The sequence below is a fragment of the Flavobacterium sp. 2755 genome, assembly GCF_031455715.1.
Taxonomy (GTDB): Bacteria; Bacteroidota; Bacteroidia; order Flavobacteriales; family Flavobacteriaceae; genus Flavobacterium.
Map to the genome: position 1 here is coordinate 120,806 of NZ_JAVDTG010000006.1, position 16,250 is coordinate 137,055.

At 33.5% G+C, this 16,250-nt stretch carries 11 protein-coding genes; 9 read left to right on the forward strand and 2 right to left on the reverse strand.

Annotated elements, in window-relative coordinates; translation table 11 throughout:
* Positions 1-55: 55 nt before the first annotated feature.
* The 4 genes from J2Y38_RS15390 to J2Y38_RS15405 all read left to right on the forward strand — a co-directional run bounded on the left by J2Y38_RS15390 (position 56) and on the right by J2Y38_RS15405 (position 7,916).
* Positions 56-1,945 (forward strand): PQQ-binding-like beta-propeller repeat protein, encoded by a 1,890-nt coding sequence (locus tag J2Y38_RS15390; protein WP_309844154.1) that lies wholly within the window; start codon positions 56-58, stop codon positions 1,943-1,945.
* A 56-nt stretch (positions 1,946-2,001) separates the two neighbouring features.
* Complete coding sequence (locus tag J2Y38_RS15395) at positions 2,002-3,921, forward strand: hypothetical protein (protein WP_309844156.1); 1,920 nt, start codon at positions 2,002-2,004, stop codon at positions 3,919-3,921.
* Between the two features lie 202 nt (positions 3,922-4,123).
* On the forward strand, positions 4,124-7,525 hold the full coding sequence (gene ileS / locus J2Y38_RS15400; RefSeq protein ID WP_309844157.1) for an isoleucine--tRNA ligase: 3,402 nt from the start codon (positions 4,124-4,126) through the stop codon (positions 7,523-7,525).
* 10 nt (positions 7,526-7,535) lie between these two features.
* Positions 7,536-7,916, forward strand: coding sequence for a TraR/DksA C4-type zinc finger protein (locus J2Y38_RS15405; RefSeq protein ID WP_017497677.1), 381 nt, complete (start codon positions 7,536-7,538; stop codon positions 7,914-7,916).
* Between the two features lie 241 nt (positions 7,917-8,157).
* On the opposite strand, the gene J2Y38_RS15410 is transcribed toward J2Y38_RS15405, so the two are convergent.
* Both J2Y38_RS15410 and J2Y38_RS15415 read right to left on the reverse strand, forming a co-directional pair.
* Positions 8,158-8,538: a hypothetical protein gene (locus J2Y38_RS15410; RefSeq protein WP_053473353.1), complete on the reverse strand. Its 381-nt coding sequence runs from the start codon at positions 8,536-8,538 to the stop codon at positions 8,158-8,160.
* Positions 8,539-8,571: 33 nt separating this feature from the next.
* Positions 8,572-8,928: a roadblock/LC7 domain-containing protein gene (locus tag J2Y38_RS15415; protein WP_309844160.1), complete on the reverse strand. Its 357-nt coding sequence runs from the start codon at positions 8,926-8,928 to the stop codon at positions 8,572-8,574.
* A 180-nt stretch (positions 8,929-9,108) separates the two neighbouring features.
* On the opposite strand from J2Y38_RS15415, the gene J2Y38_RS15420 reads away from it, so the two are divergent.
* The 5 genes from J2Y38_RS15420 (at position 9,109) to J2Y38_RS15440 (ending at position 16,196) form a co-directional block, all read left to right on the forward strand.
* Positions 9,109-9,315 carry a hypothetical protein gene (locus J2Y38_RS15420; protein ID WP_309844162.1) on the forward strand — a complete coding sequence of 69 codons (207 nt, stop codon included), beginning with the start codon at positions 9,109-9,111 and terminating at the stop codon, positions 9,313-9,315.
* A gap of 120 nt (positions 9,316-9,435) precedes the next feature.
* A complete protein-coding gene (locus tag J2Y38_RS15425) occupies positions 9,436-10,032 on the forward strand; it encodes a lipoprotein signal peptidase (protein WP_073485592.1) in 597 nt (198 codons plus the stop codon).
* A 153-nt stretch (positions 10,033-10,185) separates the two neighbouring features.
* The gene (locus J2Y38_RS15430; RefSeq protein WP_309844166.1) at positions 10,186-13,344 is read left to right on the forward strand and encodes a UvrD-helicase domain-containing protein; all 3,159 of its coding nucleotides are present in this window, start codon (positions 10,186-10,188) and stop codon (positions 13,342-13,344) included.
* Between the two features lie 81 nt (positions 13,345-13,425).
* Positions 13,426-14,619 (forward strand): glycine C-acetyltransferase, encoded by a 1,194-nt coding sequence (gene kbl / locus J2Y38_RS15435; RefSeq protein ID WP_309844168.1) that lies wholly within the window; start codon positions 13,426-13,428, stop codon positions 14,617-14,619.
* A 113-nt stretch (positions 14,620-14,732) separates the two neighbouring features.
* Positions 14,733-16,196 (forward strand): OmpA family protein, encoded by a 1,464-nt coding sequence (locus J2Y38_RS15440; protein WP_309844170.1) that lies wholly within the window; start codon positions 14,733-14,735, stop codon positions 16,194-16,196.
* The last annotated feature ends 54 nt before the right edge of the window (positions 16,197-16,250 follow it).

Genomic DNA, 16,250 nt, shown 5'->3' on the forward strand with positions numbered 1-16,250 from the left:
AATTCGCGAACGATAAGCCTCAAACAAATATTAATTTTTTAATGAATCAATCACTATGAAGAAAATTACTTTTTCGATTATTTTGCTTTTATTAGTCAGCGTTTCGGCCATTTCTCAAAGGAAATACGACGAAATTGTTAACACAGAGAATGCCGTACAGGATTTAGTACAAAACGGAATTACAGGAATCGTTGTTTTTAAAGAAGGCGGAACTGTAAAAGGTTTGGATCCTGAAACTAAAAAAGTGGTGTGGACTTTGACCAAAGAGGATTTTGGAGGTAAATCTGCAGTGGATATTATAGCTGACACAGATCTTACAAAACTTTTTGATGATAAAAGCACTTTAACAAACGTTGCCGGAAGTCCTTATGTTGAAGCTTACATCAATAGCAAGTACCTTATCATTAATACTGATACTGGAAAAGTAGTTTACAATTCATCAAAAGAATCTTTTTGGGTAACACAATCAGATTTTATTCCTGAAACAAATGAGTATTTGCTTACTTTGAAAAAAGATGGCGACATGGCAATTGCATTATTGGATATGACGACCGGAGAATTAAAATGGACTACTACAGTAGACAAAGCAAAATCATTATTTAGCTTTTCTTTCAAAGAATCTGTAAATACAAACGTTGCTACAGTTCACGGATCAGTAATTTATTATTTACTGTACGGAAAATTATATTCTTTTGACAGAGCGACAGGAAAGTTAAACTGGAAAGGAGAAGAAGATTATTCAAAATTCTTTTTAACTCAAAATGATAAAAATATTGTTGTAGTAAATAACACCGGAACTTTTTCAAATAAACAATATTTAAACGTATTGAATACAGAAACAGGAAAAAGTATCTGGAAAGAATCTATCAAAACAAAAAGAGTTGTTTACCTTGAAGATTGGGGAACAAAAATATTAGTGGCTCATTACAGCGGATTTAACTTTTTTGATTTAAAAACAGGAGAAAAAATCTGGAAAAAAGATGCTCGTGGAGACGGATTGAAAAGAGTAATCCCAATTGATCAGGATTTCTTATACGTTGCAGAAAACGAAATGATGCTAATCAACAAAGACGGAGAAAAACTTTGGAAAAAATTCATCGAAATCTCTGATGATAAAGAAGACCCAATTTATTACTTAGGAAAAGTAGGTGAAAAAGTAATGTACCTTACAGGAACTTACGGAAACATGGTAGATTATAAAACAGGAGTTAAACTTTGGAAACGTAATATCTCGTTTGACAAAGATCGTCCGGTTTTACCAACTTATGACGAAGCTACAAATTCTTACTTAGTATATAATGACGAGAAATTATACAAATTTGATCCAAGTATTAGCGACAAACCAGAGCCATTTGCTAAAGTAAATATCAAAAAAGAAAAAGAGTTAAATAGCATCGAATTATTCCCTTGGGGAGTTGTGCTTTCAGGACCACTTGAAGTTATGGGGGTTAATATGGATGGTACAGTTAAATACCACCTTACTTATTCACAGCCTGGAGAAGGAACAAGACGTCTTATTAAAAGTGCTGCTATTGTTGGAAGTATTGGTTTAGGTGTTGGTTCTGCAGTAAGTTCAGTTAAAGGTGCTGATTTGACCATGACATATCGTGATACTGACGGTAACATGAGAACAGTAGTTGCAAAAGGAGATCAGACAAATAAGGATCAGGCAAAAACTTATGCAGCTGGATCAGCGGCTTTAGGTATAGTAGCGGCTAAATTTAACTCTCGTTTTAATGCTATGAAACAAAACAGAGACTACTCTTATATTTTTGCAAAAGCAGATTCTGGAGAAAAAATCCTTGTAAAAGTGAGTAAAGTTGACGGTCTTGAAGTTGATAAAATTATTTTCAACAATAACAAACCGATTTATGAAGTAGATCCTGCAACACAAAACATTTTTTATGTTTCGGATAAATCTATTCAGATCTTTAATAAAAAATAAGAAAAATAAAAACCCAAAGCCATCAGGATTTATTTCTGGTGGCTTTTTTTTTGCCTATGAAAAAAATATTACTCTTAATTACTTTGCTTGTAATTGGTTCAATTCAGGCACAAGAAAAAATAAGCTCAAAAAAGAAGAAATTTTATATACCTGTAATTAAATATTCAGAATTTCCTGTTCTGGATAATGCGTTAACGCAGACTACTTTTTATCAAATGGATAAGCAGTTGATACAAGAAGAGCCAATATTGAAGAAAAAATTCTTCAATATAGAAGGTTTTATAAAAGATCCTGCAAACGGAAAACTAAAAATTTATTTAACTGTTGAACTGCCGCAATTTAAAGCAACAAAAATCGACAGTATATTTGATAAAGAGAAAAATGGCTGGGTATTTCAAGCTTTTTCTAATTATAGTGTAAAAATAAAAGTGGAAGCGAAATGCGCAGATAAACTTCTATTAACTCAGGACTTTAATACTGTAGAATCCTATTTACTTGCCTTTGGTTCTAAAAAAGACAATTTGAAAGGTGCAGTTGAGATGAATAATAAAAAACTTGCTGAAGCAGAGAAAGACGATAATTATACGGTTGCAGAATTAGGATTAGACCGAGTAATTTATAGTTCTGTTGAAGCAATACAAAGATATCTTAACTACACATTAAGGTACAAAACAGGCGAAGACAAAGTCAAGTTTGAATTTGTAACATCTAAAGGACATTCTGAATACAACCAGATGCTGGCATTTGAGAACGAAATTACCGCTCAAATGGCAAAAGTAACTTTAGAAAAAGGTTTAGACGAAAAACCGTTATTACCGCATTTGCAATATCTGGAAAGTTTATTAGTAAAATATCCGCCTTCACCTGCAAACGAAAACATCCGATTTATAGTGACAAACAATTTAGCTGAAACTTATTTTTTACTTGAAAATAAAGAAAAAGCATTATTGTACGCCAATTTACTTATTGAGAATGACAAACAGGATTCCAGAGGAACTTCTATAGTTAAAAGTGTAAATAGAGGTTTTTTTGTCGATAAAAAAATAAGAAGCCACACCACACGTTTTGCCGATCTTCAAAAATTAGGGCTTAAAATTGCGGAAGAAAAAGAAGAAAAAAGATTAGCCTTTTTTGAAAAAATTCAGCAGCAAGATGCCGAATGGGAAAGTGAAAAAGCACGCCGTGAGGCTTATTTAGAAAAAGCAAAAAACCAAAGATTTAATCTTTTGGATTCTATTCCGTATCAGTCAAATGCTAATTTACTGGCAAAAGTAGTAGATAATTTAGGCGGAAGCCAGGCTTTGAAAAAAGTAGAAAAAGCACATTATTTTTCTAAACTTTCAATAGAAGGAAATAATATTCCTCAAACGGAAGAAAAGTGGGCTACAAGCACAAATTATCTTTTGAAGAAAAAAATGCCCGAAACCTATTATGAAATTGTAAATGGTGCCGAAGCCTGGAGTCACGACGATCGCGAAAGCGGTTTAAATGCCAAATGGGCAAAATCGACAACTTACGATTACAACAACTTATCTAAAAACGTTGATTTAATTAATTTCCTTACAGATTTAAGATTGGATTTGTGGAATAATTTTGAGGTTTTGCAAGATGAAATGTACGATGGAAAACTATGTTATCACTTGAACTATTTTGAAAAAACCTTAAGTACAGGAAACAGAACAATTCCTAAAACTGATTATCATGTTTTTATTGATAAAGAAAACTACAATATCGTTTCAACAGAAAAAACAGAATTTGACAACGGAAATAAAAGCTTTTTTGAAAAAAGACTTTATGGCGATTACCGCCCAACAGCTGCTTTGAATTCAGGAAAAATCCCGTATAAAATTAATTACGAAATTGAAGATTTTAACGGAGAAACCATTTATCAGGAAGTACGTGAAAAAGTAGAAATAAATCCTGTTTTTGGAAATAGAATTTTCATGAAAGAAGTCTATTTCGGAGGATTTAAATAAGATTTTATTCTTCTAAAGAAAATAATTAGAATTGGTTAATTTTTGGAATGCTGCCTCAAAATTTTGAGATTACTGCCAAAAATTGACCAATTCTTTTGTTTTTGTACCCATTATCTCAACAAAAGTTTGTGAAATTTAAAGAAATTGATGGACAATAATTCAAAATTCCTTACTTTCGCACCTCGTTTAAGAAAAGGATAAAATGAGTACAAAATTTACTGAGTACAAAGGACTTGACTTGCCAACTGTAGCGTCGGAAGTTCTTGATTTTTGGAAGAAAGAAAATATATTTGAAAAGAGTGTAACTACTCGCGAAGGTGCAGAGCCTTACGTATTTTTTGAAGGTCCGCCTTCAGCAAACGGATTACCAGGAATTCACCACGTGATGGCGCGTGCGATTAAAGATATTTTTTGCAGATATAAAACTCAAAAAGGCTTTCAGGTTAAAAGAAAAGCAGGCTGGGATACTCACGGTTTGCCTGTAGAATTAGGAACCGAAAAAGAATTAGGAATTACAAAAGAAGATATTGGTAAAACAATTTCTATCGAAGAATATAACGAAGCGTGTAAAAAAACCGTAATGCGTTATACCGACGTATGGAATGATTTGACCGAAAAAATGGGATATTGGGTAGATATGGAAGATCCATATGTAACTTATAAACCAAAATACATGGAATCTGTTTGGTGGCTTTTAAAACAAATCTACGATAAAGGCTTGTTGTACAAAGGTTACACGATTCAGCCATACTCTCCAAAAGCAGGAACTGGATTGTCTTCTCACGAAGTAAATCAGCCGGGCGCTTACAGAGATGTTACAGATACTACAATTGTAGCGCAGTTTAAAACTTTGCCGGAAACGCTTCCAAGCTTTTTACAAGGTTTTGGAGATATTCACATTTTGGCTTGGACGACAACGCCTTGGACATTGCCATCAAATACGGCTTTAACAGTTGGTCCAAAAATCGATTATGTTTTAGTAAAAACATTCAATCAATATACTTTTGAGCCAATTAATGTTGTTTTAGCTAAAAACTTAGTTGGAAAACAATTTGGAAAAGGATTTTTCTTAAGTGAAGACGATGCTGATTTTGACAACGTTAAAAACGGCGACAAAAAACTTCCGTATAAAATCTTAACCGAAGCAAAAGGTGTTGATTTAGTAGAAATTCGTTACGAACAATTATTGCCTTATGTATTGCCATATGAAAATGCTGAAAATGCATTTAGAGTAATTGCCGGAGATTTCGTTACTACAGAAGATGGAACGGGAGTAGTGCATACAGCACCTACTTTTGGTGCAGATGATGCTAAAGTAGCAAAAGAAGCAAAACCGGAAGTTCCGCCAATGTTGGTTTTAGACGAAAACGGAACAGCAGTTCCTTTAGTAGATTTACAAGGGAAATTCACATCACATTTAGGAGATTTAGCAGGTAAATACGTTAAAAACGAATATTACAATGCCGGCGAAGCCCCAGAGAAATCAGTAGATGTTGAAATTGCTATTCGATTAAAAGAAGAAAATAAAGCCTTTAAGGTTGAAAAATACGTACATAGTTATCCACACAGTTGGAGAACTGATGAGCCGTTGTTATATTATCCACTAGATTCTTGGTTCATAAAAGTAACCGATGTAAAAGATAGAATGTTCGACCTGAACGAAACTATCAACTGGAAACCTAAATCTACTGGTGAAGGACGTTTTGGAAATTGGTTGAAAAATGCCAACGACTGGAACTTATCTCGTTCTAGATATTGGGGAATTCCATTGCCAATCTGGAGAACGGAAGACAAAAAAGAAGAAGTTCTGATTGGTTCTGTTGAAGAATTATACAATGCGATCGAAAAATCGATCGAAGCTGGTTTTCAAAAAGAAAACCCATTTAAAGGTTTCGAAATCGGAAACATGTCTGAATCAAATTATGATTTAATTGATTTGCACAAAAATGTAGTTGATCAAATTACTTTAGTTTCGGCTTCAGGTAAGCCAATGAAACGCGAAAGTGATTTAATTGACGTTTGGTTTGATTCTGGAGCAATGCCGTATGCACAATGGCATTATCCTTTTGAAAACAAAGATAAAATTGACGAGAATAAAGATTTCCCGGCAAATTTCATTGCAGAGGGAGTAGATCAAACTCGCGGATGGTTTTATACCTTACATGCAATCGGAACATTGGTTTTTGATAAAGTAGCGTATAAAAACGTAGTTTCGAATGGTTTGGTTCTGGACAAAAACGGACAAAAAATGTCTAAACGTCTAGGAAATGCAACAGATCCTTTTGAAACAATTGCAGAATACGGCCCGGATGCCACACGTTGGTACATGATTTCAAATGCAAATCCTTGGGATAACTTAAAGTTTGACATTGAAGGAATTGCTGAGGTTCGCCGTAAATTCTTCGGAACATTATACAACACGTATTCATTCTTCTCGTTATATGCTAATATCGATGGGTTTAAATACGCTGAAGCAGAAATTCCGTTAAACGAAAGACCGGAAATCGACCAATGGATCATTTCTGAATTACATTCATTAATCAAATTTGTAGATGAATGTTATGAAGATTACGAACCAACAAAAGCAACAAGAGCAATTTCTGATTTCGTTCAGGAAAACTTAAGTAACTGGTACGTTCGTTTATGTCGTCGTCGTTTCTGGAAAGGTGAATATGCTCATGATAAAATTGCCGCTTACCAAACGCTTTATACTTGTTTGTTAACAATCAGTAAATTAAGCGCTCCCGTAGCTCCTTTTTTCATGGATAAATTATACAGGGATTTAACGAGTTCAACGCAAACCGAGCAATTTAGCAGTGTTCACTTGGCTGAATTCCCAAAATTTGTCGAAAACTTTGTTAATAAAACGTTGGAAAGCAAAATGCAGAAGGCGCAAACGATCTCATCTTTGGTTTTATCATTACGTAAAAAAGAGATGATAAAAGTACGCCAGCCTCTGCAAAAGGTAATGATTCCGGTACTTGACGAGAATCAGAGAGCTGAAATCGAAGCGATTTCTGACTTGGTAAAAGCCGAAGTAAACGTGAAAGAAATTGCACTTTTAGACGATGATTCGGGCATTTTAGTTAAGCAGATTAAGCCTAATTTTAAGGCTCTTGGACCACGCTTTGGAAAAGATATGGGATTGATTTCTAAGGAAATACAAGCTTTTTCTGCAGATCAGATCAATCAATTAGACAAGCAGGGAACGTTAGATATTGTTATTGCTGGAAATAATGTAACTTTATCACTAGAAGACGTCGAAATAACATCGCAGGATATCGAAGGATGGCTGGTTGCAAATTCAAACGGAATTACAGTAGCGCTTGACATCACAATATCTGAAGAATTGAAAAACGAAGGTATCGCGAGAGAATTAGTAAACAGAATTCAGAATATCCGTAAAGATTCAGGATTTGAAGTTACTGATAAGATCAAAGTACAAATAAAAAGAAACGGCCCATTAGAGGAAGCGGTTTCTAAAAATGAAGACTATATTAAGTCTGAGACACTAACAGATAATTTGGTTTTTGTTGACGCTTTAGAAAACGGCACAGAAATTGAGTTTGATGATATTAAAACATTGATATTAATTTCAAAATAAGTATAATACCATGATAGATGAAATTACAAGATACTCTGACGCTGATTTGGCAGAGTTCAAAGAAATAATCCAAAGCAAAATACAAAAAGCACAAGCAGATCTTGATTTAATTAAGAGTGCTTATATGAATGATTTGAATAACGGAACTGACGATACTTCTCCAACTTTTAAAGCTTTTGAAGAAGGAAGTGAGACAATGTCGAAAGAAGCAAACTCTCAGTTAGCTATTAGACAAGAGAAGTTTATTCGCGATCTAAAAAACGCGCTTTTCCGTGTTGAAAACAAAACATACGGTATTTGCAAAGTAACAGGTAAATTAATCAGCAAAGAAAGGCTTAAAATCGTTCCTCATGCAACAATGAGTATCGAAGCTAAAAATTTGCAGAGATAATAAAAATACACAATGAAATAAGCGCTCCTTTTAGGAGCGTTTTTTTTGTTTAATGTTTATCCTTTTTTGTTTACGCTGAAGGAATAATAGGTTGAAAGAAATTATTTATAATTAGTCAAAATAAATTGATTTAAAAACAATTTATTTTGTAAGAATAAAATAGGTGTAATTACCTAAGAAGTTTTGGAATAAACCCCAAAAAAAACCGCCCTTTTTGGTGCGGTTTTTTAAAGTAGAATTGTTACGCTAGATTTTTTTCTAAATCTGCTTTGTGTTTTCTTAACACCGCTCTTGTCATTCCAAGATTTGCCTTAGTTGCATCTGCGGCAAGATAAATCATAAATTTTTTGTTTGGCGAAATGTCGATAATGTGAATTTGGTTTGAAAGAGTAATCAAAATATCTTCGATATCCTGATTTAAACCTAACGCTTTTACGGCATTCAATTTTGCTTTTACAACTTCCAGGTTATAAGCGGCAGCCAATTCAGGATCAAAAGCTGAATCTACGGTAATATTACCAAAGCTTAATCCTGTTTCAATTTCTGTTACAGCTACAGCTATAAAGCCGTTTACGTTAGTTTTCATTTCATTTAAAAACACGTTTAAAAAATCGTTACTCATAGTTCTTGGGGTTTGTGGTTAATAGATGTATGTTTATTTTAATAGAGAATTTTTGCTTAATTCTACAGATAATTCATCAGTAGAATGCATTAAGATACCAAGGTTGCTTCCTTCTCGTGAAAATGCAATCACGAAGTTTGAACCGCTGATCTTATTTCCGACGACAACCCCATCAGAACTTTTTAAGTAAAGTTGTTTTAAAGAGCCTTTTTCCAGGTCAATTAGAAATTTTTCGCTCATAGATAAAATTCCTGCGCTCATTGCAGCAATACTGTCGCTGTAATCCAGATTAAGAGAAGTGATTAGTTTTCCTTTTCCGTTTAAAATTAATGCTGCACTGGCTTTTGTATCGACCAAGAATTTGTTTAGAATAGTAGTTATTTCATTCATAGTTTTGTAAGATTTGAGGAAAGAGTTAAAATTAATTCGTTTTTAGTATATATTATCAAATGTAGTTGTGAATCTTCCTAAACAATTGTTAATTCTTTTTAACAAATATAAATTAAATTATGTATTATTGTAAAACCAAATCGTTAAATATTTTATTTTTTTACTTAAAAAACTTACACTATGGCTAAAGTATTGAAATTCAAAGATGTAAATTCCGATGTTGAGCACAGAATGAAGGAATTTGAAAAATTACGCGTTAAATTTAAGGCAGAAGTAAAAAAAGCAGAAGCCAAGAGAGCTGCCGCTGGAAAGCCCAGTAAAGGTATTTTTAAATCTATCACAGAATTCTTTACAGACAGCCCGGCAAATGCTGTTGCAAAAAGATAGATCCAAAACTAAAATAGAAGCAAATTATTTTGTTTAAGTTTTATTACGAAACAATTAACGTTCCCAAGGGAGCGTTTTTTTTGATTTAATTGTTATTTTTGCGCATCAAAAAATCATAAAATGTCATTAAGAAAAGCGTATTTCCTTATATTTTTAGTTCTAATTGTCGATCAGCTTTCTAAAATCTATGTAAAAACAAACTTCGTTCTGGGTGAAGAAGTGGTGCTTTTTGACTGGTTTAGAATTCATTTTATTGAAAATGAAGGAATGGCGTGGGGAACAAAAATACCAGGAGAATACGGAAAGTTGATTCTAACCGTTTTTAGGATTTTTGCCGTATTCGGAATTGGATACTGGCTTGCAGACGCTGTTAAGAAACGTCACTCCACTTATTTGATCGTTTCAATAGCTTTAATTTTTGCCGGAGCCGCAGGTAATATTATTGATTCTGTTTTTTACGGAGTAATTTTTGATGACAGCACGCATAATCTGGCAACACTTTTCTCGCCGCATCCATACGGAACCTGGTTTCATGGTTTAGTGGTAGATATGTTTTACTTTCCTATTTGGGAAGGTGATCTTCCAAGTTGGCTTCCAATCTTTGGAGGAAAACATTTTATGTTCTTCAATGCTATTTTTAATGTTGCCGATATGGCGATTTCTACAGGTGTTGGAATTTTGTTGGTCTTTAATAAAAGAGCATTTCCAAAACACTAATAATTTTTAAAATTTCAATTCCGAAGCATCGGGGCAAAATTCCAAATTCCAATATTTGAAGCGTTCATTGTATGCAGATATTGGAATTTGGAATTTTTCATTATTGAGGTTTGATATTATTGTACTATTTTTACAATACAAAAAACCAAACCTATGCAAAGTCCGTCTTTTTCTATTTATGATGCTTCTGCAGGATCAGGAAAGACGTATACTTTGGTCAAAGAATATTTAAAAATTATTCTTTCATCAAAAACTCCCGATGCTTACCGTAATATATTAGCCATAACTTTTACAAACAAGGCAGTTCATGAAATGAAAAGCCGTATTGTGGGAAGTTTATCTGAATTTGCAAAAGACGAACCTTCTGCAAAAGCCGTCGATTTAATGGAAGATTTGTCCCGAGATATTGGACTTTCACTTATTCAGATTAAAGTAAAAGCGCAAAGTATCATCAAGCATTTAATTCATAATTATGCTGCTTTTGATATTTCTACCATTGACAAATTTACGCACAAAGTAATTCGTGCTTTTGCACACGATTTAAATCTTCCAATGACTTTTGAAGTCACTCTGGATACCGAAAATTTATTGGTAGAAGCCGTTGATGCTATTATTGCACAAGCCGGTCAGGACGAAACGCTGACCAAATTACTGATCGATTTTACAATGGAAAAAACCGACGATGATAAAAGTTGGGATATTTCCAGAGAAATTCTTGAAACCGGGCGCTTGGTTTTGAATGAAAATAATCGAAATGAAATTCTTCATTTTAATGATAAAACAATAGAAGAGTTTATTGAGATTAAAAAGAAAATGCTCGCGTTGTGCAAAGAACTGGAATCAGAAAACGAGCAATTTGCAATAGAAGCACTTTCCTTAATTGATAAAAACGGAATTGATTTAAAGTCATTTTCAAGAGGAACATTTCCAAATCACTTAGAAAATATTCGGGACGGAAAATTTAATCCGCGAAATAAAACTTTTCATGAATTTGATGATATTGCCATTAATAAAACAGCAAAAGACAAATCATTAATTGAAAATATAATTCCGGAATTACTTCAAATTTTGGTTAAGGTTTACAAGAATTTTGAAAAACGAGATTTTTATAAAGCCTTTCTAAAAAACATTACACCGCTTTCTTTGCTAAATACAGTCAGTAATGAATTGGCAAAAATTCAATCAGAACAAAATGTTTTATCCATTTCAGAATTCAATGCGATAATTCATCGCGAAATTCAGAATCAGCCGGCGCCATTTATTTATGAGCGCTTAGGGGAGCGATATCGTCATTTTTTTATTGACGAATTTCAGGATACCTCAGAAATGCAATGGCAGAATTTGATTCCATTAATCCATAACTCGCTTTCTGGTGAAGATGATTATGGTAATAAAGGAACGTTGATGATTGTGGGCGATCCAAAACAATCTATTTACAGATGGAGAGGAGGAAAAGCGGAGCAGTTTATTGAACTGGGAAAAGAAGAAGTTTCTTTTTTTAGTCATGAAAAAGTGCTGAAACATTTAGATACAAACTACAGAAGTTATAGCGAGGTTATTAATTTTAATAACGCCTTTTTTAAATTGATTTCTTCTGAATTTATAAATGAAGATTATAAAGATTTATATGAAAATCATAGTTTTCAAAATACAAATTCAAAAAAAGGCGGTTATGTAAATATTTCTTTTCTTCCAATAATCGAAAAAAATGATTTTGCCGATGAAGAAGAAGTCGTTGAAAAATCAGATTTATATGTTTTAGCGACTTTAAATACAATTCAAAAAGTACTTGGGGAAGGTTTTAAATACAAAGACATTGTTGTTTTAACTAGAAAAAGAGATCAGGGAATTGCAATTGCAAATTATCTGACAGAGCAAAATATTCCGCTTTTATCATCAGAAACATTAATGATTCAAAATGCAACAGAAGTTCGTTTGATAATTAATCTTTTGAGATATTTAAACAATAATGCCGATTTAGAATCGAAAGCTTATTTTCTTCATTTTTTAGCAGAAAATAAAGAAATCGAAATGCCCATTCATGATTTTATTGCTCAGGGAATGGCACAGAAATTTGAAGAAGATTTTGAAAAATGGCTTTTGACATTTGATGTTTCGCTTTCTTTTGAAAATGTTCGAAAAAAATCGCTTTATGAAGCTGTAGAAATAATCATTTCAAAATTTATACCTCCGTCAGAAGGAAATGCTTATGTGCAGTTTTTTCTGGATATTGTTTTAGAAAGAGATATTCGAAACCAGGCTGGAATAGCTGATTTTCTGAATTATTGGGATAAAAATGCTGAGAAATTCAGTATTCCGTCACCGGAAGGAAACAATGCAGTTCGAATCATGACCATTCATAAATCAAAAGGATTGGAATTTCCGGTTGTGATTATGCCTTTTGCAGAAGAAGATTATAACAGAAAGCCAAAAGATAAATTATGGCTCGATACTGAAGAGTCTGATTTAGGAGTGCCAAAAGCCTTAATTGATAATAGTAGTGCAGTTGAAGGTTTTGGTGAAAGTGCTTCGGTAGTTTTTAATTTAAAAAAACAAGAAGAATTACTGGATAATATTAATGTTCTATATGTTGCCTTAACACGTGCAGAAGAACAATTGTATATTATTTCCCAATCTTTAAAAGAAAGGAAAGATGGTGAATTTCCAAATAATATGGCTTCGTATTTTATTAAATTTTTGATGTATGAAGGAGTTTTTGATCCTGAAAAGCTGGAATATGAATTTGGAAATAAAACTAAACTTTCTAAATCTGAAGAATCTGTCAATACATTAAAGGTAATTCCAATTGTAAAAGAAGTTTTAAATCCTAAAAATATTAAAATAGCACAGCGTGAAGCCTTAATGTGGGGAACGCACCAGCAGGAAGCGATTTCGTATGGGAATATTGTACACGAAATTTTAGCTTTTATAAAAGATAAGTCAGATGTAGATCTTGCGGTTGTAAAAGCACTTGAAAATGGTTTAATTACGATTGATCAATCTGAAATGGTTTTAAGAACGCTTAATGAAATTGTAAATCATGAAGAATTAAGTATCTGTTTTGATGGTAATTATAAAGTTTTAAATGAGCAGACGATAGTTCAAAAAGAAGGAAAAATTTTAAAACCGGACCGGGTTGTATTAACTCATAATAAGGAAGCTTATTTGCTGGATTATAAAACTGGAGCAATTAATTCAAAATATCAGCAACAAATTCAAGAATATCAAGATGCTATTGAAGATTTAGGATACAAAGTGTTAAAAAAGGTTTTAGTATATATAGGATCGGAAATTGAAGTGGTAAATTTGTGAAAATATTAATCAGGTGTTAAAGAAATAACTTCTCTTTTTACGGGTTAAGTTGTTAATTTTTAACGTTTTAAATGGATAAAAATGTACGGTAAAATTAAAGAGTTTCTGCAAAGTGAGCTGCAGACAATCGAAGAGAATGGAATTTTTAAAAAGGAGCGAATTATAACTTCTGCTCAAGGCGCAGAGATTACAATTTCGACAGGAGAGACAGTTTTAAATTTTTGTGCCAATAATTATTTAGGTCTTTCGTCACATCCGGAAGTGGTTCAGGCTGCAAAAGACGCAATGGATACACACGGTTTCGGAATGTCGTCTGTACGTTTTATTTGCGGAACTCAGGATATTCATAAAACACTGGAAAAAAAGATTGCAGATTTTTATGGTACAGAAGATACCATATTATATGCTGCAGCTTTTGATGCAAACGGTGGGGTTTTTGAACCTTTGTTAGGAGAAAACGATGCAATTATTTCAGACAGTTTAAATCATGCTTCTATTATAGATGGAGTTCGTTTGTGTAAAGCAGCTCGTTATCGCTATGAAAACAGCAACATGGAAGATCTGGAGCAGCAATTAATTAAAGCTGCCGAAGCGGGAACACGTTTTAAACTAATTGTAACCGATGGTGTTTTTTCTATGGATGGATTAGTTGCTCCGCTAGATAAGATTTGCGACCTGGCTGATAAATACGATGCACTAGTTATGGTGGATGAATGCCATGCTGCCGGATTTATTGGAGCAACTGGAAAAGGTACGCTTGAAGCAAAAGGAGTAATGGGACGTGTTGATATTATAACAGGGACATTAGGAAAAGCATTGGGTGGAGCAATGGGCGGATATACGACTGCTAAAAAAGAAATAATAGAAATTTTACGTCAGCGTTCAAGACCTTATTTGTTTTCAAATTCATTAGCGCCATCAATTGTAGGGGCTTCCATTAAGGTTTTCGAATTATTAGAAAAAGATACAACGCTTAGAGATAAATTAGAATGGAATACTAATTACTTTAAGGAAGGAATGAAAAAAGCAGGATTTGATATAATTGATGGTGATTCGGCAATTGTACCTGTTATGTTATATGATGCGAAATTATCGCAGACTATGGCTAATGAACTTTTAAAACAAGGCATTTATGTTATAGGATTTTTCTTTCCGGTAGTTCCAAAAGATAAAGCCAGAATTAGAGTGCAGCTTTCCGCTGCGCATACTAAAGAGCACCTAGACAAGGCAATAGAAGCTTTTAAATTAACAGGTAAAATGTTAAAAGTTATATAATTACCACATTCGAGTAATTTTTGTAGGTTTTTTTTAACATTTGATTTTGTATTTAAAAAATTTGGTGTTACTTTTGCTTGTAATTAACTAAATTGTAATTAAAAAAATTAAGTATGAAACATCTTAACAAACTTTTAGTTGCTGTGATGATGGTGATGGGTTTAAGTTCTCACGCACAAGACAGTAACAATCCATGGGCTATCTCTTTTGGAGTTAATGCCGTTGATACTAGAACTAGTTCTGGTTCAGGAAGTGGATTCTTTGATCAACACTTTTCGCAACCATTTGAAGTGAAAGACAACTGGAATATTCTTCCTTCTTTATCTTACATTGGTGTGTCAAGATATGTTGGTAGTGGATTCTCTGTTGGTTTACAGGGTTCTGTAAACAAAATTGATAAATACGTTGTTTTTAATCGATTTTCAGATTCTGATTCTAGAGGTAATAAAACAATTAATCCTGGTGATTTAATGTACTACGGAATTGATGCTACTATTAAATACAGCTTCCAGGAATTAATCAAATCTAAAGTGATTGATCCTTCGTTATCTGTTGGTGGAGGTTATACTTTCTTCGGAGATAGCAGCTACGGAACTGTAAACCCAGGTGCTGGTATTACTTTCTGGTTTACTGATGCTATTGGTCTTGAGTTAGCTACAAGATACAAATGGTCTGTAAGCGGTGATAGAGATGAAGCTGATGGTGTTACTCCAGATGCTCCTTCTCACTTCCAACACACTGCTGGTCTTGTATTCAAATTTGGTGGAAAAGACACAGACGGTGATGGTATCTACGATAAAGATGATGCTTGTCCAGATGTTGCTGGTTTAAAACAATTCAACGGATGTCCTGATACTGACGGAGACGGAATCGTTGATGCTTCTGATGCTTGTCCAAACGAATTTGGTTTAGCTGCATTAAACGGATGTCCTGATAGAGACGGAGACGGTGTTGCTGACAAAGATGACGCTTGTCCAGATACTGCTGGTTTAGCTGCATTAAAAGGTTGTCCTGATACTGACGGAGACGGAATCGCTGATAAAGACGATAAATGTCCTACAGTTGCAGGTCCTAAAGAAAATGGTGGTTGTCCTTTCTTAGACGCTGATAAAGATGGTGTATTAGATAAAGATGACGATTGTCCTACAGTTGCTGGTCCAGCTAGTAACAGAGGATGTCCTGAAGTATCTTCTCAAGCTTTAGAAGATCTTAAAGTTCAAGCTAGAGCAATCTACTTTAACTCAGGAAAAGCTACTTTCAAAACTGGTGACAAAGAAACTCCAGCTAGATTAGACGCTATTAAAGAAATCCTTAAAAACTATCCAAATGCGAAATTCTCTATTGAAGGACACACAGATAGTACAGGTTCTGCTAAAGTAAACGATAAACTTTCTCAAGACAGAGCTAATGCGGTATTAAACGCTTTAGTTGAAAGAGGAGTTAACGCTGAAAACTTAGAAGCTAAAGGATTTGGATCTTCTCAACCAGTTGCAAGTAACAAAACTGCTGCAGGTAAAGCACAAAACAGAAGAACTGAAATTAAACACGTAGGTTCTAAATACCAAGGTAAACTATAATTTACTTTTGTAAATAATATTGAAAAGCCATTCTTAATTGAATGGCTTTTTTTA

What these genes read in the sequence shown, in the direction of transcription:
- J2Y38_RS15390 (WP_309844154.1), top strand. Translation starts at nt 56, where the DNA reads ATGAAGAAAATTACTTTTTCGATTATTTTGCTTTTATTAGTCAGCGTT.
- J2Y38_RS15395 (WP_309844156.1), top strand. Translation starts at nt 2,002, where the DNA reads ATGAAAAAAATATTACTCTTAATTACTTTGCTTGTAATTGGTTCAATT.
- ileS (WP_309844157.1), top strand. Translation starts at nt 4,124, where the DNA reads ATGAGTACAAAATTTACTGAGTACAAAGGACTTGACTTGCCAACTGTA.
- J2Y38_RS15405 (WP_017497677.1), top strand. Translation starts at nt 7,536, where the DNA reads ATGATAGATGAAATTACAAGATACTCTGACGCTGATTTGGCAGAGTTC.
- J2Y38_RS15410 (WP_053473353.1), bottom strand. Translation starts at nt 8,538, where the DNA reads ATGAGTAACGATTTTTTAAACGTGTTTTTAAATGAAATGAAAACTAAC.
- J2Y38_RS15415 (WP_309844160.1), bottom strand. Translation starts at nt 8,928, where the DNA reads ATGAATGAAATAACTACTATTCTAAACAAATTCTTGGTCGATACAAAA.
- J2Y38_RS15420 (WP_309844162.1), top strand. Translation starts at nt 9,109, where the DNA reads ATGGCTAAAGTATTGAAATTCAAAGATGTAAATTCCGATGTTGAGCAC.
- J2Y38_RS15425 (WP_073485592.1), top strand. Translation starts at nt 9,436, where the DNA reads ATGTCATTAAGAAAAGCGTATTTCCTTATATTTTTAGTTCTAATTGTC.
- J2Y38_RS15430 (WP_309844166.1), top strand. Translation starts at nt 10,186, where the DNA reads ATGCAAAGTCCGTCTTTTTCTATTTATGATGCTTCTGCAGGATCAGGA.
- kbl (WP_309844168.1), top strand. Translation starts at nt 13,426, where the DNA reads ATGTACGGTAAAATTAAAGAGTTTCTGCAAAGTGAGCTGCAGACAATC.
- J2Y38_RS15440 (WP_309844170.1), top strand. Translation starts at nt 14,733, where the DNA reads ATGAAACATCTTAACAAACTTTTAGTTGCTGTGATGATGGTGATGGGT.